Here is a 23,773-nt window from a genome sequence, read left to right as displayed (position 1 = left end):
TAGTGCAGCCACATTCAAATAGATGAGGAATTGAGATGTTTAAATCCATTTTAAGTCGTTTTAAATGGCAGATATTCGCAGCAACCGTCCTGAGTGTGGTTGGTGCGTTAGCGGGGATTATGATGCTGAGAATCATCACGGCTCAGGTTGGCCTGATTGGTGCCGGAAAATCGCCCGGTCCAAACGCGTTTCTGATTTTTGTCGGTGTGGTGGCGACGGTATTATTATTCAGCCTCGCCTCCCGTTATCTGTTGGCAAAATTGAGTGCCCGGGTAGTGTATGAGTTTCGTGATTCACTGGCGAAGCGGCTGCTTTCAACATCGTATGCGATGCTGGAACAGATTGGTGGTCACCGTGTGATGGCGGCGATGAAAACGGATGCAGCCAAGTTATCTGACGGACTGTTGATGTTGCCGGGCTTTATCTACAGTCTAGTGACGGTGATGCTGTGTCTCGGATATATGGTGTATACCTCATGGGAACTGTTCTCGGTCGTTTTCGTCTTGATTGCGTTGATTGTCGTGATTGCTAAGTTTTTCCTGAAACGCGGATTCCACCATTACATGCTGCTACGTGAGTATGAAGATGACATGTTCAGTGGCCTCAAAACCTTGGTTGACGGGATTAAAGAGCTGAGTATCAATGCCAATCGTCGCCGTTTTACCTACAATCAGCTCCTGGAGCCAAACTTTAAAGCGATTCGTGAGCGGAGCGTTAAAGTGTCGGTGATCTTTACCATGATGGGCAGTATGGCTTCGACGTTAGTGTTCTTCGTGATTGGCATTATTGTCTTCGGTAGTCGGATTTATTTTCCCAATGTGCCGCTGGAAGTGATCGTCACGTTTGTCCTGACCATTCTGTATATGGTGAATCCATTGCAGGGCGTGATTGATTCGATGAGTCGCTTCAGTGACTGTTCAAGCTCTTACCGCAATATCGAGAGCCTTGAACTGGCGGAGTTGGAAGATTTTCAGCGCACCACGGAAGCGGAGAAAAAACCACCAGCGGAAAATGAATCATGGCAGCGCCTGACCGTTCGGGACATGATGTTTCAATATCAATCGGAAGATGATGAATATTCATTCCATGTCGGCCCCGTGAATGCTGAATTTCAGCGTGGTGAGGCGATTTTCCTGACCGGTGGAAACGGTAGTGGTAAATCGACATTTGCCAAATTGTTGGTCGGCTTGTATCGCCCGAATCAAGGTACGATTCAGCTCGATGATAAAGTGGTTTCGGAGGCAATTGATACGCATGAATATCAACAGATGTTCTCGACTATTTTCTCGGATTTCCATTTATTCGAGCATGTTCTCAATGGTGAGGGTGAACCGGAAAAAGACGAAGTGATCCAAAAATATCTCGCTGATCTGGAACTGACTACGAAAGTCACTTCCAAAGACGGTAAGCTCTCCTCCGTTGCGATGTCTCAGGGACAGAAAAAACGGTTGGCATTACTGATGTCATATATCGAAGATACGCCGATCTGTCTTTACGACGAGTGGGCTGCGGATCAAGACCCGCGTTTCCGCGAGATCTTCTATACCCGGATCATTCCTGAACTGAAACGTCAGAATAAACTGGTGTTGGTCATCAGCCATGATGATCGTTATTTCCATCTTGCCGATCAGCTGATTAAGTTCGAAAGCGGCAATATTGTGGAAAATCACATTCAGAATAGATACGAGGGCGCAGCAACCGAAGCCGTTGAGGAAGAAGAAATGATGACGATATCGGTTTAACGTCAAGCGACAATTGAACCGGAATAACTTTAGGGCGGCAGTTGATCAACTGCCGCCCTAGTGCGTTTTTAAAGCGGTCAGCAATATATCAATTACAGCGTATAAAGTGCTTCTCGATGCTACGAACCGCTCTCGTCCAGACTTCAGTAATGATCCAGTGCTTAACCTCAGTAAAAATACCGATGACAACATTGATGTGATTTCCTCCGGATTTGGCGATTGTTCTGCTGAGACCACGGTTAAAAAATCAATGATACAAACACATGTCCCTGACTATCAACACTGTCAGCGAGTCGAAGATCAAAGTGCAGATTGTGAAATTACTCATCGCTACGATGCATCAGTGATTAAACACTACGATGGTCCGTATAACCTCAAATCATGTGGGACAGGTTGTGCGGAACTTTGGATTGGCAAAGTGGGTGATAATTACTGGGGAGGGTACTGCAAGATTTACGAACAATACACCCGGGTGCAGGTCACGAACCCTGCCGCGATTGTCTCGGCTACCTTAGAGTATGCCAAGTGGGATGACTATATGCAGGTCTGGGTTGGAAAGTCCGGACAGGAGAAAAAAGTTTGGCAAGGCCCGAACGGCAACTTTCCGCCCGAAACGGATGGTCGATGCGAACTGAGTACCAGTTGGGAACGCAATCCAAATACCGATGTGACGCAGTATTTTAAAAACGTGAATCCTGGAGATGTCGTCACCTTTAAAATCCGGGTGTCCGTTTCCGGGAATGGAGAAGGGTTTGGCCGCATTCGTATTCATTATGATCCTGCCAAAGCGATTACCAAAGATGAGTGGTCTCCCCAAACTTGTATCAGTGCTGCCAATACGGTGATTGATGGACTGAAAGACGGCTTTGCTGAAGGAAATGTATCGTGTATCGACAATTCAACCGATGCTTCCGGATGTACGGTTGTGAATGGCGTCCGGATCTGTGGATCTCAACTATCCCCTTCTCCGATCAACAATATTCCCCCGTTATGCAAAAAAGTCAGCGTGAAAGGGAGCTATGACTTTTGTTGGTTCTTACTGTAAGTCAAAAGTGCTCGGAGCCTGTATTGAAAAGCGGGAAGCTTACTGTTGTTTCAACTCTCCGTTGTCCCGCATCGTTCAGGAGCAAGTTCGCCCGCAGCTGGGCATGTCATTTGGTTCTCCGAAGAACCCGCAGTGCGGCGGTATCCCGCTGGATAAAATTGCCGAGATCGACTGGAGCAAAGTGAACCTGGACGAATGGTTGGGGATTCTGCAACAAAACGGTAAGTTCCCAGATCCAAGTTCTGTCAATCTGGAATCACTCACCGGCTCCGGCAGTGATTTCAATATCGATGGCGGTCGTCTGAATACAGAGGAAAGAACGTTGAATCGCCTGAATGGAATTGATGTTGATGCTAAACGCAGAGAGGCGGCGCAGCAGGTTTTTCCGGATTGGAAGGGGGAGTGATGTGTATCTCGTCCTCAATATACAGATTCACAACAAGCGAAAACGATAAGAGCCACTGGAATGGCTCTATCACGCGCTACCTGCGGTCAATACTCTATGAGCGGAAGAGAACAGGGCTATTTGAATTCATCTGTCTACGAGTGGAGCCGAAGCCGCGTTTCTCATAGCAAGCATCTGTAGTATATTCTTGGAACCTGTCGAGTTCAAATCCGGTTATTGAAACGGACAATTGCTGACAAGCTTCTGCCCCATTACAAGCTAAAGCATTTATTCGTAATCTTTTAAAGATAAAGACTTGGCCTACTTTTTCTAATCAATGCAATGTGGAGTGACATCAGGCCTGATATCCTACTTGATTCACATTGCTTTATTAAAGGGTTGTAACTAGTTACCCTACAAGCCTATGCTTATCACTACTCTCAAGCCGTCATTGTTACGAGGTACTATATTTTGCCTACTATAAAAAGCATTAGATATTTAGATCTACTAGATCGGCCTATTCAAGGCACGTCCCTCCAAAGTAACATTATCGTCAAAGGTACTGTAGTAGCTATCGAGAACGGTTTCGTTCTTGTAGATATTGGCCTTAAGTCTGAATCTGCTATCCCTGCTGAACAATTCAAGAACGCTGCTGGCGAACTTGAAGTTGAAGTTGGTTCTGAAGTAGATGTTGCTCTAGACGCTGTTGAAGACGGTTTCGGTGAAACTCAACTTTCTCGTGAGAAAGCGAAGCGTCACGAAGCTTGGATCGTTCTTGGGAAAGCTTACGAAGAAGGTGAAACTGTTGTTGGTATCATCAACGGTAAAGTTAAAGGCGGTTTCACTGTTGGACTAATAAACGGTATCCGTGCATACCTTCCAGCTTCTCTGGTAGACGTACGTTCTATCCGCGACACTGCTCACCTAGAAAACAAAGAGCTAGAGTTCAAAGTTATCAAGCTAGACCAGAAACGAAACAACGTAGTTGTTTCTCGTCGTTCTGTTATCGAATCAGAAAGCAGCGTTGAGCGTGAAGAACTTCTTGAAACTCTCCGAGAAGGTGCTGAAGTTAAAGTTATCGTTAAGAACCTTACTGATTACGGTGCAGTCGTTGACCTTAGTGGTGTTGACGGTCTTCTACATATCACAGATATGGCATGGAAACGCGTTAAGCACCCATCAGAAATCGTTAACGTTGGCGACGAAATCCTAGTTAAAGTTCTTAACTTTAATCGTGAGCGTACTCGCGTATCACTAGGTCTTAAGCAACTAGGCGAAGATCCATGGGTAGCAATCGCTAAGCGTTACCCAGAAGGTCACAAGCTAACTGGTAGCGTAACTAACCTAATTGACTACGGCTGCTTCGTTGAAATCGAAGAAGGTGTTGAAGGTCTAGTACACGTGTCAGAAATGGATTGGACTAACAAGAACATTCAACCATCTAAAGTCGTTAATGTTGGCGACGAAGTTGAGGTTATGGTTCTTGAAATCGACGAAGAACGTCGTCGTATCTCTCTAGGTCTGAAACAGTGTAAAACTAATCCATGGGAATCATTTGCAAAAACGCATGTCAAGGGCGACAAAGTTACTGGTATGATCAAGTCTATCACTGACTATGGCATGTTGATCGGTCTAGAAGGTGGCATCGAGGGTCTAGTACACCTATCTGACATTTCTTGCGACGCAACTAGCGAAGGAGCTATTCCCGAGTACAACAAAGGTGACGAGATCTCAACTTTTATTCTATCAATTGATGCAGATCGTGAACGTATTTCTTTAGGTATTAATCAGGAGATAAAAGCATCGCGAAATAGAGGCGTTTATATTGAAGAAGAATATCTAGCATCTTTATCCGACTCGTCTGAGTTCTCCTTTTTGAAACCGATAGAAACCTCTATCGCTACCAACATTTGTAAAGCAAAAATTGTTTGTAATGAAAAGTATACACTACAGTCTTTAACCGACTTCTTAAATAAAGAGTTCTCTGTAAAACTTTCGGTCGAGCCACGGCTTGGTGAAGACGTTAAGTTAAGTATCCTAGCTGGTTACAGTACAAGTAAGACAATTCGCTCTTATGGTTTTAAGCTCAGAAAAGAAAATAATAGCATTGAAATTTTTACTAATAATATGAGTCTTTTAGATCCACTTGATTCCAGTGCAGTTAGTGATGTTGATGCAAACAAAATTCAAAGCCATGGATTGAATATTAATGCTGACAAAATAATAGTTTCGAAGTTTGATTGTTTAGTAGCCATTTTTGGGGTAATAAATGAGTAAAAATGATAACCGTCACTCTATAACCGATTATGCCCGACAAGGTGATGAGTTAATTCGGTTCGATGATAAGGTACGAGCCAAGCCTTCTGACTTTAAAGTTGATAAAACCGTAATTCTCATTCACGGGTTCACTGCGCATGGAGATTACCTCGAGTCTTTAGCAACCGAATTAGTAGAGTATGGTTACAACGTCCTCATTTACAATTACTATTCACTTAATGGGGTTTTACGGGCTGCTGAGAGTTTGGCTGAAAGATTAGTTCTACTTAATGAGCTTACAGATGGCGATCTAGAACGTAACAAAATTAGTCTTATATGTCATAGCATGGGAGGGCTTGTCGGAAAAAGCTTGTATTTATTGACGGCAGCTAAGTGTTTTGTGTCTTCGTTAGTAACGATAGGAACCCCTCATCAAGGAACATTAACCGATGCTAAAGTACTGCAACACTTGATAAATGCAGGGGAGTATTTATGTGGAAAACCAACAAGTTATAGGCCTGATGGTTGTTCAGCTAAAGAGTTAATGGGGGTAGATAACTACAATAACATTGGCTTACTTGACTCTTTAGAGCTAAAAGCCGACGAGTTGAAGGAATTACCAATTCTTAGTATTTCAGGAGGACGTCGATATTTAGAAGTTGGCAGTAACCCAATTTTAAACTATGCAGCAAACAAGTACATTCAAGATCAGCTCAAAAGTGAAAATGATGGATTGGTTTTAGAAGATAGTTCAACCCCATTTTCAAACTCAAAATTTGAACCTCACCCATTGAGCCTGCACCAAAATAATTACTCTGATTATAAATATGTTAATCATAGCCACCTCGTAAATAGTCAAGTAGTAGGTCTAAATATTGTTGCATGGCTTAAAAATATACCCAGTTCTGATGGCTGATAATATTGCTGGTTAACTGTAACGTTGGGTATGTTTTATGTTATTTAGTTGAATGAATCTCTATTAACACTGGAAGGATGAACACCTCCACCGTTTCTGATCTGTACTATCAAAACGGGGAACCGAATCAAGCAACTTCCCATACCAGTAGTTATTCATGAATCGCTAATTTAGGAAAGCCGCTGACAGACTTTTGTCCAGAGGTTTGATAGAATTAGATCACCCTCTCTCTACATCCATACCCCTCTGCCGCTGAAGCAAATTAAACTTCTCATGTACCCGGTTCGGATAAAGCTCGGTATAAATCAGCCATAACGTATTGAGGTTACGATGGCCGGTAACCTGGGCGATTTCTTCAATTGAAAAGCCTTGTTCAAACAGGCGGCTGGCTCCTTCGCGGCGCAGGTCGTGGTATTTCAGATCATGGATGCCGAGTTTACTCCGGACACGTTGGAAACCGGCAGAAACGCTTTTGCTATTGTAAGGGAAAATGCATGCTGCTGTTTTTGGCTGGCGTTGCAGAATTTCCCAGGCATCACCAAGCAATAGCACCCACATATGATTGCCTTCCTTCTTACGCGGGTCTTTTCGATCCCGGACTTTCACGGCCTTACTTTTTCCATCCACATCTTCCCATAGAATTTTGCATACTTCGCCAATACGCATACAACTCAGAATCGAAAATTCCAGAATATCGAGATAAGGGATATGTGCGGAACGGTGCTCCTGTCGGTTCAACAGTTCAGATCTGATACGATCCAGCTCATCGCCGATTGGCCGTCGGCTGCGGCGTTCTGACTTGGCAATCAGGTTCAACTGATAAAGCGTGTAGTAAGCGTCACGAACCACCGAGTCATCCACGTCAATGTTGAAGATAGGTCGGGCGGATTTCAACACACTGCGGAGATAGGAATATCACCGCCAATGGTTTGCGATTTCACGCCGGAAGATTTGCGATCTTTACAGTAGGCGACTAAATCGGAGACGGTGAGTTTATCTGCCCTGATTTTGGCAAGATCAGTATCAACCAGCATATTCAACCCGTACTGTTTCGAGCGGCCAACTTTCTCTGCGGTCAGAGAGTCATTCAGATAAAGCAGGATCAATTCCTTGATGGTCGGTTTTTCAGTCCTTCCCGGTAAACCATGCGTATTGAGCTTGGACACCAATAGCGTGTCCCATTCTTTTGCATCGGATCGTTTCCCGAAAGTACAGGATTCACGGTATACTACGTCACTTCCTTTTTTAAACCGTGCAACGGAAGCGAATGATGACTTTACTGGTTTTGCGTTTTTCTATCGTAAAGCTGGCCATTATTTTAAAATCAGGGAATTTGAATTACGTGTCCCATATTTTAAGGGACACATATGGGGCACGTAATAGTAAAAATAGTTGAGATTAGTAAAGAATGAGCCAGAAACAAAATATAGATAAATCTTTGCAAGACAGCCGATTATCTAGTGATATTGATGTGTCGTTCAGTCGTCGATTCAGTGTAGCTCCCATGCTTGATTGGACGGACCGTCATTGCCGCTATTTCCATCGATTGCTGACTTCGCAGGCGCTGTTGTATACCGAGATGGTAACGACCGGGGCGATCATTCATGGAAAAGGTGATTTTCTCGCTTACAATGATGAGGAACATCCGGTTGCACTTCAGCTCGGTGGCTCGAATCCACAGGATCTGGCAACGTGTGCTAAATTGGCTGCTGAACGTGGCTATGATGAAATCAATCTCAACGTTGGTTGTCCGTCTGACCGAGTTCAGAATGGCCGGTTTGGTGCGTGTTTGATGGCTGAGCCTCAGTTGGTTGCCGAGTGTGTCGCTGCGATGAAAGCTGAAGTCGATATTCCGGTGACGGTGAAAACAAGAATCGGGATTGATGAGCAGGATTGTTATCAATTTCTGACGGATTTCATAACGATCGTGGCTGAACAAGGTGGCTGTGAACAGTTTACCATCCATGCGCGTAAAGCCTGGTTGAATGGCCTGAGCCCGAAAGAGAACCGGGAGATCCCACCGTTAGATTATCCCAGAGCTTATCAGCTGAAACGGGATTTTCCCCATTTGCAGATTGCCGTGAATGGCGGTATCAAAAGCCTCGAAGAAACCAAAGCCCATCTGGAGCAACTTGATGGCGTGATGGTTGGTCGTGAAGCATATCAGAATCCATATTTACTGGCGGAAGTCGATCAGCAGATCTTTGGGCTAGAGACGCCCGTGAAAAAGCGCTCACAGGTTGTCGAGGAAATGTATCCGTATATTGAATCGCAATTATCGAAAGGTGCGTATCTTGGGCACATCTCTCGTCATATGATCGGGTTGTTTCAGAATATGCCCGGAGCCCGACAATGGCGTCGTTACATTAGTGAGAATGCGCATAAAAAAGGCGCGGGAATCGAAGTGATTCAAACAGCACTGTTGAAAATCCCTGAATCTTTAAATGTGTAAATTTGACCTGAGATTCGTTAGATTGACCAATTGTCAGCGATTGATTTGGCATAAGGTTATTCTGAGGCTCGGAAAATCAGTGGGTTCAGGTTGTGTTGAGTTGGCCTGATTTCTGCTTATTCATAGAAAATAAAGCTGGGAAAATAAAGGAAAATAATGATGGTTGAACTGCTGTATTTGTTGATCTTTGCAGGCGTGCTATTTTTTACAGGTGTGACGCTGTTTGGGATTATGTTGTCGATTGGCTTGTCATTCTTGTTTGTCTTGGCATTTGGTATGTTCGCCATGTTGATTAAGATGCTGCCTTGGTTACTCGTGATTGTGCTTGGTATTTGGTTATTTAAGAAATATGCATAGTTGCTATTTCCTTTAGTTATTAATTAATATTTTTATATTTTATTTTTATATATTTATCGGTAAAAGCTTAACTTTTCGTCCATCATCTTCCATGATGAAATAAGCGTGTTGGTGATCAGCATGGAGGAACAAGAGATGACGCTTGAAGAACTGAGGGCCCTGTATCGGGAAAACCTTTTGGTGGAAGCGATTGTCGAGCCTTTTTCTGACAATGGTATGTGGATTGTTGAGTTCAGACACGCGCACGGACCTTTTATTCTGTTAACCGATGACGATGGCGAAGAGTGCCATTACACCAATTTAGATATGGCTTCTAAATCCGCAATGGATGTCGGTTTTAAACAAGTCCGAATCGAATCTCTTGAGTTATAGTCTTTCTTACTCCCAAAAGTTATAAAACATTCTCATCTATTCTTTCTTGTTATTAGTGAGCTTGGTTACTCTATCGTCATGCAATGAATAGGGAAGTCGTGACGATGTCTTCAGCTAACAATAATATTTCTAACCAGAGTGGTTTATTTTCTAGTCCACTCAACGATACGCAACTTAATCAGTTGCAACACAGTGTTTCACAACTGTCGCCGCAGCAATTAGCTTGGGTCAGCGGATATTTCTGGGGATTGAGTCAGTCTCAGACTGGTGAGGTTGCCGGTGCGGCGACGATGTCTCCGCTTGCTGCCGCAAAACCTGCCGATAAACTCACTATTATTTATGCTTCCCAAACCGGGAATGCAAAAGGGGTTGCCGAAGCACTGGAACATGAGGCACAAGCACAGGGGCTGCCGGTACAGATTTTTGATGCCAGTGATTACAAAGGTAAAGATCTTGCCAAGGAAACCCATGTTGTCATCGTGGCTTCAACCAACGGTGAAGGTGAAGCGCCTGATAATGCTCTTGAGCTGCATGAATTCTTACAGTCCAAAAAAGCGCCGAAACTACCGAATCTACAGTATGGTGTGATTGGTCTGGGTGACTCAAGCTATGAGTTCTTCTGCCAGACGGGTAAAGATTTTGATGCTTTCCTCGCTAAATTGGGTGCAAAACCGTTTTTGGAACGGGTTGACTGTGACGTGGACTATGACGCTCCGGCAGCAGAGTGGCGTCAACAAGCGCTGGGGATTCTTAAAGAATCGATGTCGGAAGGACAGGGTGAGGTTGTGCCGCTACCGATTCATTCCGCAGGCGGTGCTACGGCCGAATATACCAAGCTGAAACCTTATACTGCGACGTTGCTGACCAATCAGAAAATTACCGGCCGCGATTCGGGTAAAGATGTTCGCCATGTTGAAATTGACCTTGAAGGATCAGGAATTACTTATCAACCGGGCGATGCATTAGGGGTTTGGTATGAAAATGATGCTGACTTATCCAGCCAGATTTTGAGCTGTGTCGGATTATCTGGCGTGGAGAGTGTCGAAGTTGATGGTGAAAGTATTTCGGTTCACAGTGCTTTAATTCGCCAGTTCGAAATTACCTCATCCAATCCTCAGTTGATTACTCGGGTGGCGGCGTTATCTGAATCGACATTCTTGAAAGAGCTTGTCGAAGATAAAGATAAACTGCGTGAGTATTCCGCGCATACACAGATTATTGACGTGTTAAAACAAGCCGCTGTGCAGTTATCGGCAGATGAATTAGTAGGACTACTACGCCGTTTGACCCCTCGTCTCTATTCCATCGCATCCAGTCAAAGTGAAGTCGATGAAGAAGTTCATCTGACGGTTGGGGTGGTTGAATATGACCAAAATGGTGAAGCCCGTCAGGGAGGCGCCTCCGGATTTTTGACGCATCGTCTTGAAGAAGGCGACAACATCAAAGTTTTCATTGAGCATAATAATAACTTCAAACTTCCTCAGGATGATGATACTGCAATCATCATGGTGGGGCCGGGAACGGGGATTGCGCCATTTAGAAGCTTTATTCAGGAAAGAGATAACCGTGGCGCTTCAGGGAAAAGTTGGTTGTTCTTCGGTGACCGGACATTCACGCAAGATTTTCTCTATCAGGTTGAATGGCAGAAATATCTGAAGTCAGGTGCTCTCACTCAGATGGATGTTGCGTTTAGCCGCGATCAGGCCGAAAAAGTTTACGTTCAGCATCGCTTGCTGGAAAAAGCCGAGCAGATTTGGGAATGGTTACAGAGTGGGGCCTATCTCTATGTCTGTGGTGATGCAACCCATATGGCAAAAGATGTTCACGAAGCCTTGATTACGATTGCCGAACAGCAAGGCGGTTTGGGTCGGGAACAAGCTGAAGAATATGTCAACGAACTCCGTAAAGCGAAACGTTATCAAAGGGATGTCTACTAATGAGTGCGAATCAAGAAACCAAAGACCAAGAAGTATTGGGACAAGTGCTGGGGCCATTGTCTGATAACGAGCGCCTGAAGAGAGAGAGTAATTTTTTACGTGGCACGATCACGCAAGATCTTCAGGATCCGCTTACCGGTGGATTTACGGCAGATAACTTTCAGTTGATCCGGTTTCACGGGATGTATCAGCAGGATGATCGTGATATTCGGGCTGAGCGGACAAAACAGAAGCTGGAACCGATGCATAATGTGATGCTTCGTGCTCGGATGCCCGGTGGCATTATTCAGCCTCAACAATGGCTCGCGATCGACCAGTTTGCAACGGAACATACGCTATATGGCAGTATCCGTCTGACGACCCGGCAAACCTTTCAGTTTCATGGTGTGCTGAAGCCTCAAATTAAAATGATGCATCAGATGCTCAATAAAACCGGGATTGATTCGATTGCTACTGCCGGTGATGTAAACCGTAACGTGCTGTGTACATCGAACTCGGTTGAATCAGAACTTCATCAAGAAGCTTATGAATGGGCGAAGAAAATAAGTGAGCATTTACTGCCGAAAACCCGGGCTTATGCTGAAATATGGCTGGATGGCGAAAAACTGGAAACAACGGATGAAGAACCGATTCTGGGAAGTAACTATTTACCCCGGAAGTTTAAAACAACCGTTGTGATTCCACCGCATAATGACATTGATGTGCACGCGAATGATTTAAATTTTGTGGCGATTGCTGAAGCTGGCAAGTTGATTGGATTCAATGTGCTGGTGGGTGGCGGTTTAGCGATGACGCATGGTGATACTTCAACCTATCCTCGTCGTGCAGATGATTTTGGCTTCATCCCGCTGGAAAAGACACTCGATGTTGCTGCCGCGGTTGTCTCGACACAGAGAGATTGGGGAAACCGTTCTAACCGTAAGAACGCGAAGACTAAGTACACATTAGATCGCGTTGGTATCGACGTATTTAAGGCTGAAGTTGAAAAAAGGGCCGGTACCCATTTTGCAGAAAGCCGACCTTACGAGTTCACCAGTCGTGGTGATCGTATCGGATGGGTAGAAGGGATTGATGGCAAATTCCATCTGACCCTCTTTATTGAAAATGGGCGGCTACTGGATTATCCGGGTAAGCCATTAAAGACAGGTGTTGCTGAAATCGCGAAAATCCATCAGGGAGACTTCCGGATGACCGCCAATCAAAATCTGATTGTCGCTGGGGTTACCGCTGAGCAAAAAGAGCAGATTGAATTAATTGCCAAAGCGCATGGTTTGATGGATGACGGTGTGAGTGAACAACGCAAGAATTCAATGGCGTGTGTTGCATTCCCAACATGCCCGTTAGCCATGGCTGAGGCTGAACGTTTCTTACCTGAATTTGTCACCGATGTTGAAGGTATTCTGGAAAAACATCAGTTAGGAGAAGATGAGAATATCATTTTGCGCGTCACCGGCTGTCCCAATGGATGTGGCCGAGCCATGCTCGCGGAAGTTGGACTCGTCGGAAAAGCGCCGGGGCGTTATAACCTGCATCTTGGTGGAAATCGCGCAGGTACGCGCATCCCGAAAATGTACAAAGAAAATATTACAGAACGACAGATATTAGCAGAGCTCGACCAATTAGTAGGACGTTGGGCGACAGAGCGTAATGACGGTGAATATTTTGGTGACTTCGTGATTCGAAGTGGAATCATTGACGAAGTCGTCATCTCAAAGAGGGATTTCTATGCCTGATAATATGTTATATCAGCCCCAGCTTGCTGAGTTACTCAGTATGACAAAAGTGGAGCAGTCGCTGCACTTGGCTGAATTGAACGGGTATCTGGAAAGTTTGTCAGCTCAAGAAAGGATCATTTGGGCATTTGAGAACTTACAGGGAACATTTGCAGTCTCTTCTAGTTTTGGTATTCAAGCTGCATTGATGTTACATCTGGTTTCTCAAGTTAAAAATGATGTTCCGGTGATCCTGACTGATACAGGATATATGTTTCCTGAAACATATCAGTTTATTGACTTGTTGACGGAAAGGTTGAACCTCAATCTGAAAATATATCGTGCGGCGCTTACACCTGCTTGGCAGGAAGCTCGTTACGGCAAGTTGTGGGAACAGGACGTTGAGGGGATTGAGAAATACAACCGACTCAATAAAGTTGAACCGATGAGAAGAGCACTGAAAGAGCTGGAAGTTGGTACTTGGTTCTCTGGACTGCGTCGTGAGCAGTCGAAATCTCGTGCTCATCTACCGGTGCTTGCGATCCAGAATGGTGTTTTTAAATTCTTGCCAGTGATCGATTGGACGAATAAAGATGTTCATTATTATCTGAAAGAATATGACTTGCCTTATCATCCGCTATGGGATGAAGGTTATCTCTCTGTCGGTGACGTGCATACCACTCAAAAATGGGAGCCCGGTATGTCAGAAGAAGAAACACGCTTCTTTGGTTTGAAAAGAGAATGTGGGCTTCATGAAGATGATGGTGAATCTCATGGCTCAGGTATTTAACCTTCACTGAATAAAAAAAGCTGCGATTGCAGCTTTTTTTATATCTCTCTTTTTATATCCCATCCATGTCAAAAAGGATAATTCTGTGGATAACTTGTGACTTATCTTTGAGTAAATTGGTATAAACAAGCCATTGGAGGTTTATTCATCGATTAACTGTTATTTTTACATTTTTTGGAAAAAAAGACTTGCGGATGTGAACTGGATCTCTATAATGCGCACTCGTTGACAGGCAAGGCTTCTACGGAATTTGAGCAACGTCAACAAGGTTATAAAGAATGTGGATACAATCTGAAAAAAGTGTTTGACACCAAGATTTATCTCGCTAGAATAGCCGCCTCTTCAAACGGTAAATGTTCTGAAGAGTTGCTCTTTAACAATATAGACCAATCAATCTGTGTGGGCACTCGTCGATAAATATCCAATAAGATTTTATCAATGAACCGAGTGACCAATATCAAGTTGGAAAGCAGTTTACTGTTATCTGACAAGAGCACAGTCAATTCAGCATTACGTATGTAATGTGACTTTTTGCTTCTGCTTTTTTAAAAAGCGGAGACGAAAAGCAGTATTCATTGAGCCGACACTTCGGTGTCACAAAAACTTTAATTGAAGAGTTTGATCATGGCTCAGATTGAACGCTGGCGGCAGGCCTAACACATGCAAGTCGAGCGGTAACAGAAAGAAGCTTGCTTCTTTGCTGACGAGCGGCGGACGGGTGAGTAAAGCCTGGGAAATTGCCCTGATGTGGGGGATAACCATTGGAAACGATGGCTAATACCGCATAACGTCTACGGACCAAAGAGGGGGACCTTCGGGCCTCTCGCGTCGGGATATGCCCAGGTGGGATTAGCTAGTTGGTGAGGTAAAGGCTCACCAAGGCGACGATCTCTAGCTGGTCTGAGAGGATGATCAGCCACACTGGAACTGAGACACGGTCCAGACTCCTACGGGAGGCAGCAGTGGGGAATATTGCACAATGGGCGCAAGCCTGATGCAGCCATGCCGCGTGTATGAAGAAGGCCTTCGGGTTGTAAAGTACTTTCAGCAGTGAGGAAGGATATAGCTTTAATAGAGTTATATTTTGACGTTAGCTGCAGAAGAAGCACCGGCTAACTCCGTGCCAGCAGCCGCGGTAATACGGAGGGTGCGAGCGTTAATCGGAATTACTGGGCGTAAAGCGCATGCAGGTGGTTTTTTAAGTCAGATGTGAAAGCCCGGGGCTTAACCCCGGAGTTGCATTTGAAACTGGGAGGCTAGAGTACTGTAGAGGGGGGTAGAATTTCAGGTGTAGCGGTGAAATGCGTAGAGATCTGAAGGAATACCGGTGGCGAAGGCGGCCCCCTGGACAGATACTGACACTCAGATGCGAAAGCGTGGGGAGCAAACAGGATTAGATACCCTGGTAGTCCACGCCGTAAACGATGTCTACTTGGAGGTTGTGGCCTTGAGCCGTGGCTTTCGGAGCTAACGCGTTAAGTAGACCGCCTGGGGAGTACGGTCGCAAGATTAAAACTCAAATGAATTGACGGGGGCCCGCACAAGCGGTGGAGCATGTGGTTTAATTCGATGCAACGCGAAGAACCTTACCTACTCTTGACATCCTCAGAAGAGACTGGAGACAGTCTTGTGCCTTCGGGAACTGAGAGACAGGTGCTGCATGGCTGTCGTCAGCTCGTGTTGTGAAATGTTGGGTTAAGTCCCGCAACGAGCGCAACCCTTATCCTTGATTGCCAGCACTTCGGGTGGGAACTTCAGGGAGACTGCCGGTGATAAACCGGAGGAAGGTGGGGACGACGTCAAGTCATCATGGCCCTTACGAGTAGGGCTACACACGTGCTACAATGGCGTATACAGAGGGTTGCCAACTTGCGAAAGTGAGCGAATCCCAAAAAGTACGTCGTAGTCCGGATTGGAGTCTGCAACTCGACTCCATGAAGTCGGAATCGCTAGTAATCGTGGATCAGAATGCCACGGTGAATACGTTCCCGGGCCTTGTACACACCGCCCGTCACACCATGGGAGTGGGCTGCAAAAGAAGCAGGTAGTTTAACCTTCGGGAGGACGCTTGCCACTTTGTGGTTCATGACTGGGGTGAAGTCGTAACAAGGTAGCGCTAGGGGAACCTGGCGCTGGATCACCTCCTTACGAAGAGATATTTTGGATGAGTGTCCACACAGATTGATTTGGTTTATAAGCAAAGAGAGTTTGGGTCTGTAGCTCAGGTGGTTAGAGCGTTCGCCTGATAAGCGAGAGGTCGGTGGTTCAAGTCCACTCAGACCCACCAAAATCTTCGAATAGCGGCGTTAGTTTCCTCGTCGTGTATAAACGATACACGTCCTCGAAAACTGCCTTGCTCTTCAATGATTTATCTCTAAAGATGGGGCTATAGCTCAGCTGGGAGAGCGCCTGCCTTGCACGCAGGAGGTCTGCGGTTCGATCCCGCATAGCTCCACCATCTTTAAGGGTTTTTAGACAGAATCTTTAAAAATGGTTTTGTAATATACAAAATCTTTGCTCTTTAACAATTTGGAAAGCTGACAAAATAATGTGTGTTTCTTTGGAAACAGACGATTATTTGTAAAAGTTCTCAATACTTTCTCGAAAGAGAAAGACCAACACAATCAAGTGTTCTTGGAATGACACAATTTAGTGTCTATTCAATTGAGTCCGGCAAAACCAGTCTCTCGCTCATGTAAAATAATGAGAGACACCTAGGTTACTGATATGCAGCTCGAAACTTCTTCGGGTTGTATGGTTAAGTGACTAAGCGTACACGGTGGATGCCTTGGCAGTCAGAGGCGATGAAGGACGTACTAACTTGCGATAAGCGTAGATGAGGCAGTAAGAGCCACTTGAATCTACGATTTCCGAATGGGGAAACCCACATGCAGCAGCATGTATCATCAGGTGAATACATAGCCTGATGAGGCGAACCGGGAGAACTGAAACATCTAAGTACCCCGAGGAAAAGAAATCAACCGAGATTCCGACAGTAGCGGCGAGCGAAATCGGAGTAGCCCTTAAGCTTTTACAGCGTTAGGTGAAGTGTCTGGAAAGGCACGCGATAGAGGGTGATAGCCCCGTAACCGACGGCGTTGTTTAAGTGAAAACGAGTAAGGCGGGACACGTGATATCCTGTCTGAAGATGGGGGGACCATCCTCCAAGGCTAAATACTCCTGACTGACCGATAGTGAACCAGTACCGTGAGGGAAAGGCGAAAAGAACCCCTGTGAGGGGAGTGAAATAGAACCTGAAACCGTGTACGTACAAGCAGTAGGAGCACCTTCGTGGTGTGACTGCGTACCTTTTGTATAATGGGTCAGCGACTTATATTCAGTGGCAAGGTTAACCGATTAGGGGAGCCGTAGCGAAAGCGAGTGTTAACTGCGCGTTTAGTCTCTGGATATAGACCCGAAACCGAGTGATCTAGCCATGGGCAGGTTGAAGGTTGAGTAACATCAACTGGAGGACCGAACCGACTAATGTTGAAAAATTAGCGGATGACTTGTGGCTAGGGGTGAAAGGCCAATCAAACTCGGAGATAGCTGGTTCTCCCCGAAAGCTATTTAGGTAGCGCCTCGGACGAATACTACTGGGGGTAGAGCACTGTTAAGGCTAGGGGGTCATCCCGACTTACCAACCCTTTGCAAACTCCGAATACCAGTAAGTACTATCCGGGAGACACACGGCGGGTGCTAACGTCCGTCGTGGAGAGGGAAACAACCCAGACCGCCAGCTAAGGTCCCAAATTACAGCTAAGTGGGAAACGATGTGGGAAGGCTCAGACAGCTAGGATGTTGGCTTAGAAGCAGCCATCATTTAAAGAAAGCGTAATAGCTCACTAGTCGAGTCGGCCTGCGCGGAAGATGTAACGGGGCTAAGCTGTAAACCGAAGCTGCGGCAATGCGATTTATCGCATTGGGTAGGGGAGCGTTCTGTAAGCCGTTGAAGGTGTGTTGTAAAGCATGCTGGAGGTATCAGAAGTGCGAATGCTGACATGAGTAACGACAAGGGGGGTGAAAAACCTCCCCGCCGGAAGACCAAGGGTTCCTGTCCAACGTTAATCGGGGCAGGGTAAGTCGACCCCTAAGGCGAGGCTGAAAAGCGTAGTCGATGGGAAACGGGTTAATATTCCCGTACTTGTTGTGAATGCGATGGGGGGACGGAGAAGGCTAGGTGGGCCTGGCGACGGTCGTCCAGGTTCAAGTGCGTAGGCTGTAGAGTTAGGCAAATCCGGCTCTACAATAGGCTGAGACACGATGTCGAGCATCTACGGATGTGAAGTCATTGATGCCATGCTTCCGGGAAAAGCCTCTAAGCTTCAGTTCACAAGAAATCGTACCCCAAACCGACACAGGTGGTCGGGTAGAGAATACCAAGGCGCTTGAGAGAACTCGGGTGAAGGAACTAGGCAAAATGGTACCGTAACTTCGGGAGAAGGTACGCTCTTGACGGTGAAGTCCCTTGCGGATGGAGCTGATGAGAGTCGCAGATACCAGGTGGCTGCAACTGTTTATTAAAAACACAGCACTGTGCAAAATCGTAAGATGACGTATACGGTGTGACGCCTGCCCGGTGCCGGAAGGTTAATTGATGGGGTTAGACTACGGTCGAAGCTCTTGATCGAAGCCCCGGTAAACGGCGGCCGTAACTATAACGGTCCTAAGGTAGCGAAATTCCTTGTCGGGTAAGTTCCGACCTGCACGAATGGCGTAATGATGGCCACGCTGTCTCCACCCGAGACTCAGTGAAATTGAAATCGCTGTGAAGATGCAGTGTACCCGCGGCTAGACGGAAAGACCCCGTGAACCTTTACTACAGCTTGGCACTGAACATTGAGCCTACATGTGTAGGATAGGTGGGAGGCTTTGAAGCAGTCACGCTAGTGATTGTGGAGCCGACCTTGAAATACCACCCTTGTATGTTTGATGTTCTAACTTGGCCCCATTATCTGGGGTGAGGACAGTGCCTGGTGGGTAGTTTGACTGGGGCGGTCTCCTCCCAAAGAGTAACGGAGGAGCACGAAGGTGGGCTAATCACGGTTGGACATCGTGAGGTTAGTGCAATGGCATAAGCCCGCTTAACTGCGAGAGTGACGGCTCGAGCAGGTGCGAAAGCAGGTCATAGTGATCCGGTGGTTCTGAATGGAAGGGCCATCGCTCAACGGATAAAAGGTACTCCGGGGATAACAGGCTGATACCGCCCAAGAGTTCATATCGACGGCGGTGTTTGGCACCTCGATGTCGGCTCATCACATCCTGGGGCTGAAGTCGGTCCCAAGGGTATGGCTGTTCGCCATTTAAAGTGGTACGCGAGCTGGGTTTAGAACGTCGTGAGACAGTTCGGTCCCTATCTGCCGTGGGCGTTGGAGAATTGAAAGGGGCTGCTCCTAGTACGAGAGGACCGGAGTGGACGAACCTCTGGTGTTCGGGTTGTGATGCCAATCGCATTGCCCGGTAGCTAAGTTCGGAATCGATAACCGCTGAAAGCATCTAAGCGGGAAGCGAGCCTTGAGATGAGTTCTCCCTGGCGCTTAAAGCGTCCTGAAGGGTTGTTCGAGACTAGAACGTTGATAGGCAGGGTGTGTAAGCGCTGTGAGGCGTTGAGCTAACCTGTACTAATTGCCCGTGAGACTTAACCATACAACACCGAAGGGGTTTTAGGGCTCAGTAAGAGACTTGATTGTGTAGAGAGAATCAGCTTTTCGAATTGAAAGAATTTGCTTGGCGACGATAGCGTTTTGGACCCACCTGACTCCATGCCGAACTCAGTCGTGAAACGAAACAGCGCCGATGGTAGTGTGGGGTCTCCCCATGTGAGAGTAGGACATCGCCAGGCTTTAATTTATCGTTTGTCTACTGAAGCTTGATGCTTTTGATAGCTGCGATGCTCATGTGCACTTGCACACTGCGCGTCTCACTTCAAAATTCTCATCGCACAGCGACAAACGTCTCAATAAAGCAATGAGATTGTAAGACTTTATTGAGAGGCAGTTATTTGTGGAGCGGTAGTTCAGTTGGTTAGAATACCGGCCTGTCACGCCGGGGGTCGCGGGTTCGAGTCCCGTCCGCTCCGCCACTTATTTTGAAACCTTGGTCGTGATACCAAGGTTTTTTTGTATTTGGCGTAAAGACCGATTCCTATTGTTTCATCGATAGTCCGAGTGGCGCGGTCGTTCAGTGGGTTATACCAATCGCACTAATTTTATGATCTAATGTCAACTTCAATAGGAGCTGATATGATGACCTCTGACTTCCCAAAACTTATTCGTGAAACATCTGATGCTAGGATGCGTACGAGACTTCTTGCTATATCTCATTTCGTGGATGGAAAAAGCCGCACTCAGATCGCCAAATATTTAAAAGTCAGTCGTACCAGTGTCAATAACTGGGTGGTGACTTATTTGAAGAACGGTGTTGAAGGCTTAGTAGAAAAGCAGCATACAGGCCGTCCTCCACGACTGACTGAAGACCAGCTATCTCAGTTAAAGCTGTACATAACTTCCAATGCGATTAAGCCTGAAGGTGGAAGACTACAGGGAACAGATATTATTGAATTCATACATGAGGAATTTGGCCTATCGTACAGCTTATCAGGTATCTATAAAATATTGAGAAAGCTTGATTTAGTTTGGATAACAACGCGTTCAAAGCACCCAAAGCAATCTGTAGAAGCGCAAGAAGCTTTTAAAAAAATTCCAAATCGAAACGATCCTTAAGATCCCAGGACATGTGGCTTTAAAAGATGTTCAAATCTGGTTTCAAGATGAAGCCAGATTTGGCCAGCGCAACACAACCACCCGAATATGGGCAGAAAAAGGGACTCGCCCCAGAGCGGTACAACAACAGCAATTTGAGTATGCGTACCTCTTTGGAGCGGTGTGCGTTAATACCGGAGAAACTGAAGCTATTGTTGTGCCGATGAGCAACATGGAAGCAATGAAAGAGCAACTCAGGCTCATTTCTCAATCAACACCCACGGACAAACATGCTGTCGTCATCATGGATCAAGCCAGTTGGCATCAAAGTTATCTTGCCGATTCATTCAAGAACGTGACTATCATTCATATACCGTCCTATTCACCGGAACTGAATCCAATAGAGCAGGTATGGAGTTGGTTACGTCAGAACGAAATAGCCAATAGGTGTTTTGAATGTTATGACGATATTGTCGACAAGCTGTGTAGTGCTTGGAATCGTTTTTGTGCAGACAAAAGCAGAGTCATTTCACTCTGCTTTAGAGATTGGACCATGTTGACCAATTAATTAGTGCGATTGGTATAATTCCCTGACAGTAATGTCAGTTTTTTTTGTTAGCTTTATAACAACATCAAGGTGTGAGGCGTCTTCTGTTTTTGAGAATACAATTGCTACCTACGCTATTGTTTTACTGTTAAATGATGTTAGTTTATTTGCTGATTTGGATGAAGAGATATTGATTAATGACAAGAATATATAGCTATTTTAAGTATTTACTTCTGATCTTTCTGGGGCTTTGTGGTTATTGTCATCTCCTTCAAGCAGCGGAAAATAAAGATCAAGAGAGAATAAATGATGAGTCTTTAATCGAGCAAAGGGTTGCTGAAGAAAAGTCAGTAGAGAATAAAGAATTTGTCATTATTCCCCATAAGGAAAACTACATACTTCCTATTACATATAACCCACATCCCAATAGTGATCCTTATTCTGATGTTGATACATTTAACCATAAACCACTGGATAAATATGAGGCAAAATTTCAGATTAGTTTTAAGATGCCAATATCCAGTCATTTAATTGGTGATACGGGAGATCTTTATTTCGCCTATACAAATCAGTCCTGGTGGCAAGTTTACAATAGGGGAAGTTCATCACCATTTCGTGAGATTGTTCATGAGCCAGAACTCTTTATGCAATTTGATAATGACTGGAAGATCGGTAATTTGACCAACTCTTTATGGTTATTGGGGATTAACCATCAGTCCAATGGTCAATCTGGAACATTATCAAGAAGTTGGAACCGAATTTATGGTCAAATGGTTTTTGATAATGGCCCACTAGCTTTGAGTCTGAAAACGTGGTGGCGGATTCCTGAGCGAGACAAGAGTTCTCCGACGGATACATCGGGAGATGATAATCCAGATATCCAACATTATATGGGGAACTTTGAATTTGTCTCTCTGTATGGTGTCGGTCAACATCGCTTTACCTTACTACTCCGGGATAATTTGGAGAAAAATAACCGTGGTGCATTACGTTTGAGTTGGAGCTATCCAATATTAAAAGATGCTAATAATCTGAGATTTTATATGCAGTACTTTAATGGTTATGGGGAAAGCTTGGTTGATTATAATGTCCATACTCAGCGGATTGGAATTGGTATTGCATTGAATGATTTGTTGTGATGAATTGTATTGGGATCTCTACTTTATTTTTAAGATGGTTCACGCTCGTGAACCATCTTTTTTGAATCTATTAAACCTGATTTTCTTTAGCTTGAGCTGCTTCTTCTATTTCTTTATCGAGTTCTACTTTTTTGGCTTTCTCAACCATTGGTGTAATGGTTGACCCCTGAACCAGAATTGAGAAGACAACAACAGCATAAGTCATTACCAGAATAATTTCTTTCACATCAATAAGCTTTTCCGGAATGATAAGAACACCCGATGGAATAGAAAGTGCCATTGCTAACGCCAATCCACCGCGAAGTCCACCCCAAGTTAATATTTTCACTGACCATCGGTTGTACTTGCGGTAACGTTTGAATCCGATATATGACACGTAAACACTTAAATAGCGTGCTAGCAGTACCAATGGGACAGCAATCGCCATCATGATCCAATCTTCTTCGTGGAATCTGAAAAGTAGCATCGACATCCCGATTAAAAGGAAAAGCACACCATTGAGGAATTCATCAACGAGTTCCCAGAAATGATCCAAATGTTCTTCACTCTCTTTGGAAAAACCGATAAACCGCGTCCAGTTACCAATCATAATTCCAGAGACAACCATTGCCAGCGGGCCTGATACATGAAGAATTTCGGCAAATGCGTAACCGGCTGTGGGAATACCGATTGTGAGTAATAACTCCATCGAATGGTCATCAGTCGCACTGATAAGATAATGGAAGATCATTCCCAGAACGAAGCCATATGCTATACCGCCAATCGCTTCTTGCATAAACAATTGGGAAACACTGATAACCGTTGGCGGCTCTGAACCGAAAGCAATCGTAAATATCGTGACGAAGATGACTAAGCCGAAACCATCGTTAAATAAGGACTCACCTTCAATTTGCGTTGATATTCTCTTGGGGGCATTCAGCTTTTTCACAATGGCGAGAACAGCTATCGGGTCAGTCGGAGAGATCAGCGCACCAAATAGTAGGCAGTACACTAGATCAAACTGAATCCCGATCAATTGACAGATGCCATATAAAGAGAAACCGATAAAGAAAGTTGAGAAAAGTGTGGCACCAAGAGCAAGTATAGCGATCTCCCACTTCTGATCCCTTAAGTTAGGGAGTTTGATGCCCAGACCACCGGCAAAAAGAAGAAACCCTAAAATACCTTTGAGAAGAAAGTTTTCAAAGTTGATACTACTCATGGTCGTTGTTGCAATTTGGGTCAAATGGAACCAATTATTTTGACCAGCAATTAAGATCAGTAAAGATAGCATCATTGAACCAGCAGTAATCGCGATAGTGGTTTGCATCTTACTTATTTTACTGTTTAAAAAAGCAATCAGCATTGCAGCAGCAGCAAGAAAGCATAGTGTATGGTAGACCGACATTTTTTTCTCTTCACATCTTGAACACGGAGGCTGAA

General features: G+C 45.1%; 15 protein-coding genes, 3 tRNA genes, 3 rRNA genes and 1 pseudogene. 19 read left to right on the top strand and 3 right to left on the bottom strand.

Annotation, left to right across the window (positions count from 1 at the left end):
• The first annotated feature begins 35 nt into the window (after nt 1-35).
• The 5 genes and pseudogenes from MKS89_RS13840 (at nt 36) to MKS89_RS13825 (ending at nt 6,344) form a co-directional block, all read left to right on the top strand.
• Nucleotides 36-1,742 carry a cyclic peptide export ABC transporter gene (locus MKS89_RS13840; protein WP_072963507.1) on the top strand — a complete coding sequence of 569 codons (1,707 nt, stop codon included), beginning with the start codon at nt 36-38 and terminating at the stop codon, nt 1,740-1,742.
• 106 nt (nt 1,743-1,848) lie between these two features.
• Nucleotides 1,849-2,787 carry a hypothetical protein gene (locus MKS89_RS21045; RefSeq protein ID WP_435303528.1) on the top strand — a complete coding sequence of 313 codons (939 nt, stop codon included), beginning with the start codon at nt 1,849-1,851 and terminating at the stop codon, nt 2,785-2,787.
• Nucleotides 2,762-3,193, top strand: a complete 432-nt coding sequence (gene traN, locus MKS89_RS21040) for a conjugal transfer protein TraN (RefSeq protein WP_435303527.1) — start codon at nt 2,762-2,764, stop codon at nt 3,191-3,193. The genes MKS89_RS21045 and traN overlap by 26 nt, the downstream gene beginning before the upstream one ends.
• A gap of 468 nt (nt 3,194-3,661) precedes the next feature.
• Nucleotides 3,662-5,008, top strand: a pseudogene (gene rpsA, locus MKS89_RS13830) (30S ribosomal protein S1); the annotation flags it as partial.
• Between the two features lie 433 nt (nt 5,009-5,441).
• The gene (locus MKS89_RS13825) at nt 5,442-6,344 is read left to right on the top strand and encodes an esterase/lipase family protein (RefSeq protein WP_072963501.1); all 903 of its coding nucleotides are present in this window, start codon (nt 5,442-5,444) and stop codon (nt 6,342-6,344) included.
• Between the two features lie 219 nt (nt 6,345-6,563).
• Here MKS89_RS13825 and MKS89_RS20995 read toward each other — a convergent pair whose 3' ends face one another.
• Together MKS89_RS20995 and MKS89_RS20990 are read right to left on the bottom strand one after the other, a co-directional pair.
• Nucleotides 6,564-7,193, bottom strand: a complete 630-nt coding sequence (locus MKS89_RS20995; RefSeq protein ID WP_306345687.1) for a tyrosine-type recombinase/integrase — start codon at nt 7,191-7,193, stop codon at nt 6,564-6,566.
• Between the two features lie 41 nt (nt 7,194-7,234).
• Nucleotides 7,235-7,510, bottom strand: coding sequence for a hypothetical protein (locus MKS89_RS20990; protein WP_306345686.1), 276 nt, complete (start codon nt 7,508-7,510; stop codon nt 7,235-7,237).
• A 338-nt stretch (nt 7,511-7,848) separates the two neighbouring features.
• On the opposite strand from MKS89_RS20990, the gene dusA reads away from it, so the two are divergent.
• The 14 genes from dusA (at nt 7,849) to MKS89_RS13750 (ending at nt 22,351) form a co-directional block, all read left to right on the top strand.
• Nucleotides 7,849-8,796, top strand: a complete 948-nt coding sequence (gene dusA / locus MKS89_RS13815; protein WP_373636455.1) for a tRNA dihydrouridine(20/20a) synthase DusA — start codon at nt 7,849-7,851, stop codon at nt 8,794-8,796.
• A gap of 156 nt (nt 8,797-8,952) precedes the next feature.
• Nucleotides 8,953-9,153 (top strand): envelope stress response protein PspG, encoded by a 201-nt coding sequence (locus tag MKS89_RS13810; protein ID WP_072963498.1) that lies wholly within the window; start codon nt 8,953-8,955, stop codon nt 9,151-9,153.
• Nucleotides 9,154-9,288: 135 nt separating this feature from the next.
• A complete protein-coding gene (locus MKS89_RS13805; protein WP_027694418.1) occupies nt 9,289-9,525 on the top strand; it encodes a hypothetical protein in 237 nt (78 codons plus the stop codon).
• Nucleotides 9,526-9,608: 83 nt separating this feature from the next.
• A complete protein-coding gene (locus tag MKS89_RS13800; protein WP_106407003.1) occupies nt 9,609-11,462 on the top strand; it encodes an assimilatory sulfite reductase (NADPH) flavoprotein subunit in 1,854 nt (617 codons plus the stop codon).
• A complete protein-coding gene (gene cysI / locus MKS89_RS13795) occupies nt 11,462-13,195 on the top strand; it encodes an assimilatory sulfite reductase (NADPH) hemoprotein subunit (protein WP_072963493.1) in 1,734 nt (577 codons plus the stop codon). The genes MKS89_RS13800 and cysI overlap by 1 nt, the downstream gene beginning before the upstream one ends.
• A complete protein-coding gene (locus MKS89_RS13790; RefSeq protein ID WP_072963491.1) occupies nt 13,188-13,964 on the top strand; it encodes a phosphoadenylyl-sulfate reductase in 777 nt (258 codons plus the stop codon). Before cysI ends, MKS89_RS13790 begins: the two co-directional genes overlap by 8 nt.
• 606 nt (nt 13,965-14,570) lie before the next feature.
• A 16S ribosomal RNA gene (locus tag MKS89_RS13785) occupies nt 14,571-16,112 on the top strand.
• Between the two features lie 62 nt (nt 16,113-16,174).
• A tRNA-Ile gene (locus MKS89_RS13780) sits at nt 16,175-16,251 on the top strand.
• Between the two features lie 95 nt (nt 16,252-16,346).
• A tRNA-Ala gene (locus MKS89_RS13775) sits at nt 16,347-16,422 on the top strand.
• A 298-nt stretch (nt 16,423-16,720) separates the two neighbouring features.
• Nucleotides 16,721-19,610: ribosomal RNA gene (locus tag MKS89_RS13770) — 23S ribosomal RNA — on the top strand.
• Nucleotides 19,611-19,690: 80 nt separating this feature from the next.
• Nucleotides 19,691-19,806: ribosomal RNA gene (gene rrf / locus MKS89_RS13765) — 5S ribosomal RNA — on the top strand.
• Together the 16S, 23S and 5S rRNA genes with 3 tRNA genes alongside form the textbook arrangement of a ribosomal RNA operon.
• 163 nt (nt 19,807-19,969) lie before the next feature.
• Nucleotides 19,970-20,046 (top strand) — tRNA-Asp (locus MKS89_RS13760).
• Between the two features lie 160 nt (nt 20,047-20,206).
• A protein-coding gene (locus MKS89_RS13755; protein ID WP_252518332.1) for an IS630 family transposase occupies nt 20,207-21,233 on the top strand; the annotation gives its coding sequence in 2 pieces (ribosomal slippage) (nt 20,207-20,656 and nt 20,658-21,233; 1,026 coding nt in all).
• Between the two features lie 176 nt (nt 21,234-21,409).
• Entirely contained in the window at nt 21,410-22,351 is a 942-nt protein-coding gene (locus MKS89_RS13750) for a phospholipase A (protein ID WP_077316401.1), read from the top strand.
• Nucleotides 22,352-22,421: 70 nt separating this feature from the next.
• Here MKS89_RS13750 and MKS89_RS13745 read toward each other — a convergent pair whose 3' ends face one another.
• Complete coding sequence (locus MKS89_RS13745; protein ID WP_072958008.1) at nt 22,422-23,738, bottom strand: cation:proton antiporter; 1,317 nt, start codon at nt 23,736-23,738, stop codon at nt 22,422-22,424.
• Nucleotides 23,739-23,773: the final 35 nt, after the last annotated feature.

Source organism: Vibrio gazogenes (genome assembly GCF_023920225.1).
GTDB lineage: Bacteria > Pseudomonadota > Gammaproteobacteria > Enterobacterales > Vibrionaceae > Vibrio > Vibrio gazogenes.
This window is presented reverse-complemented; position numbering and strand designations above follow the sequence as displayed.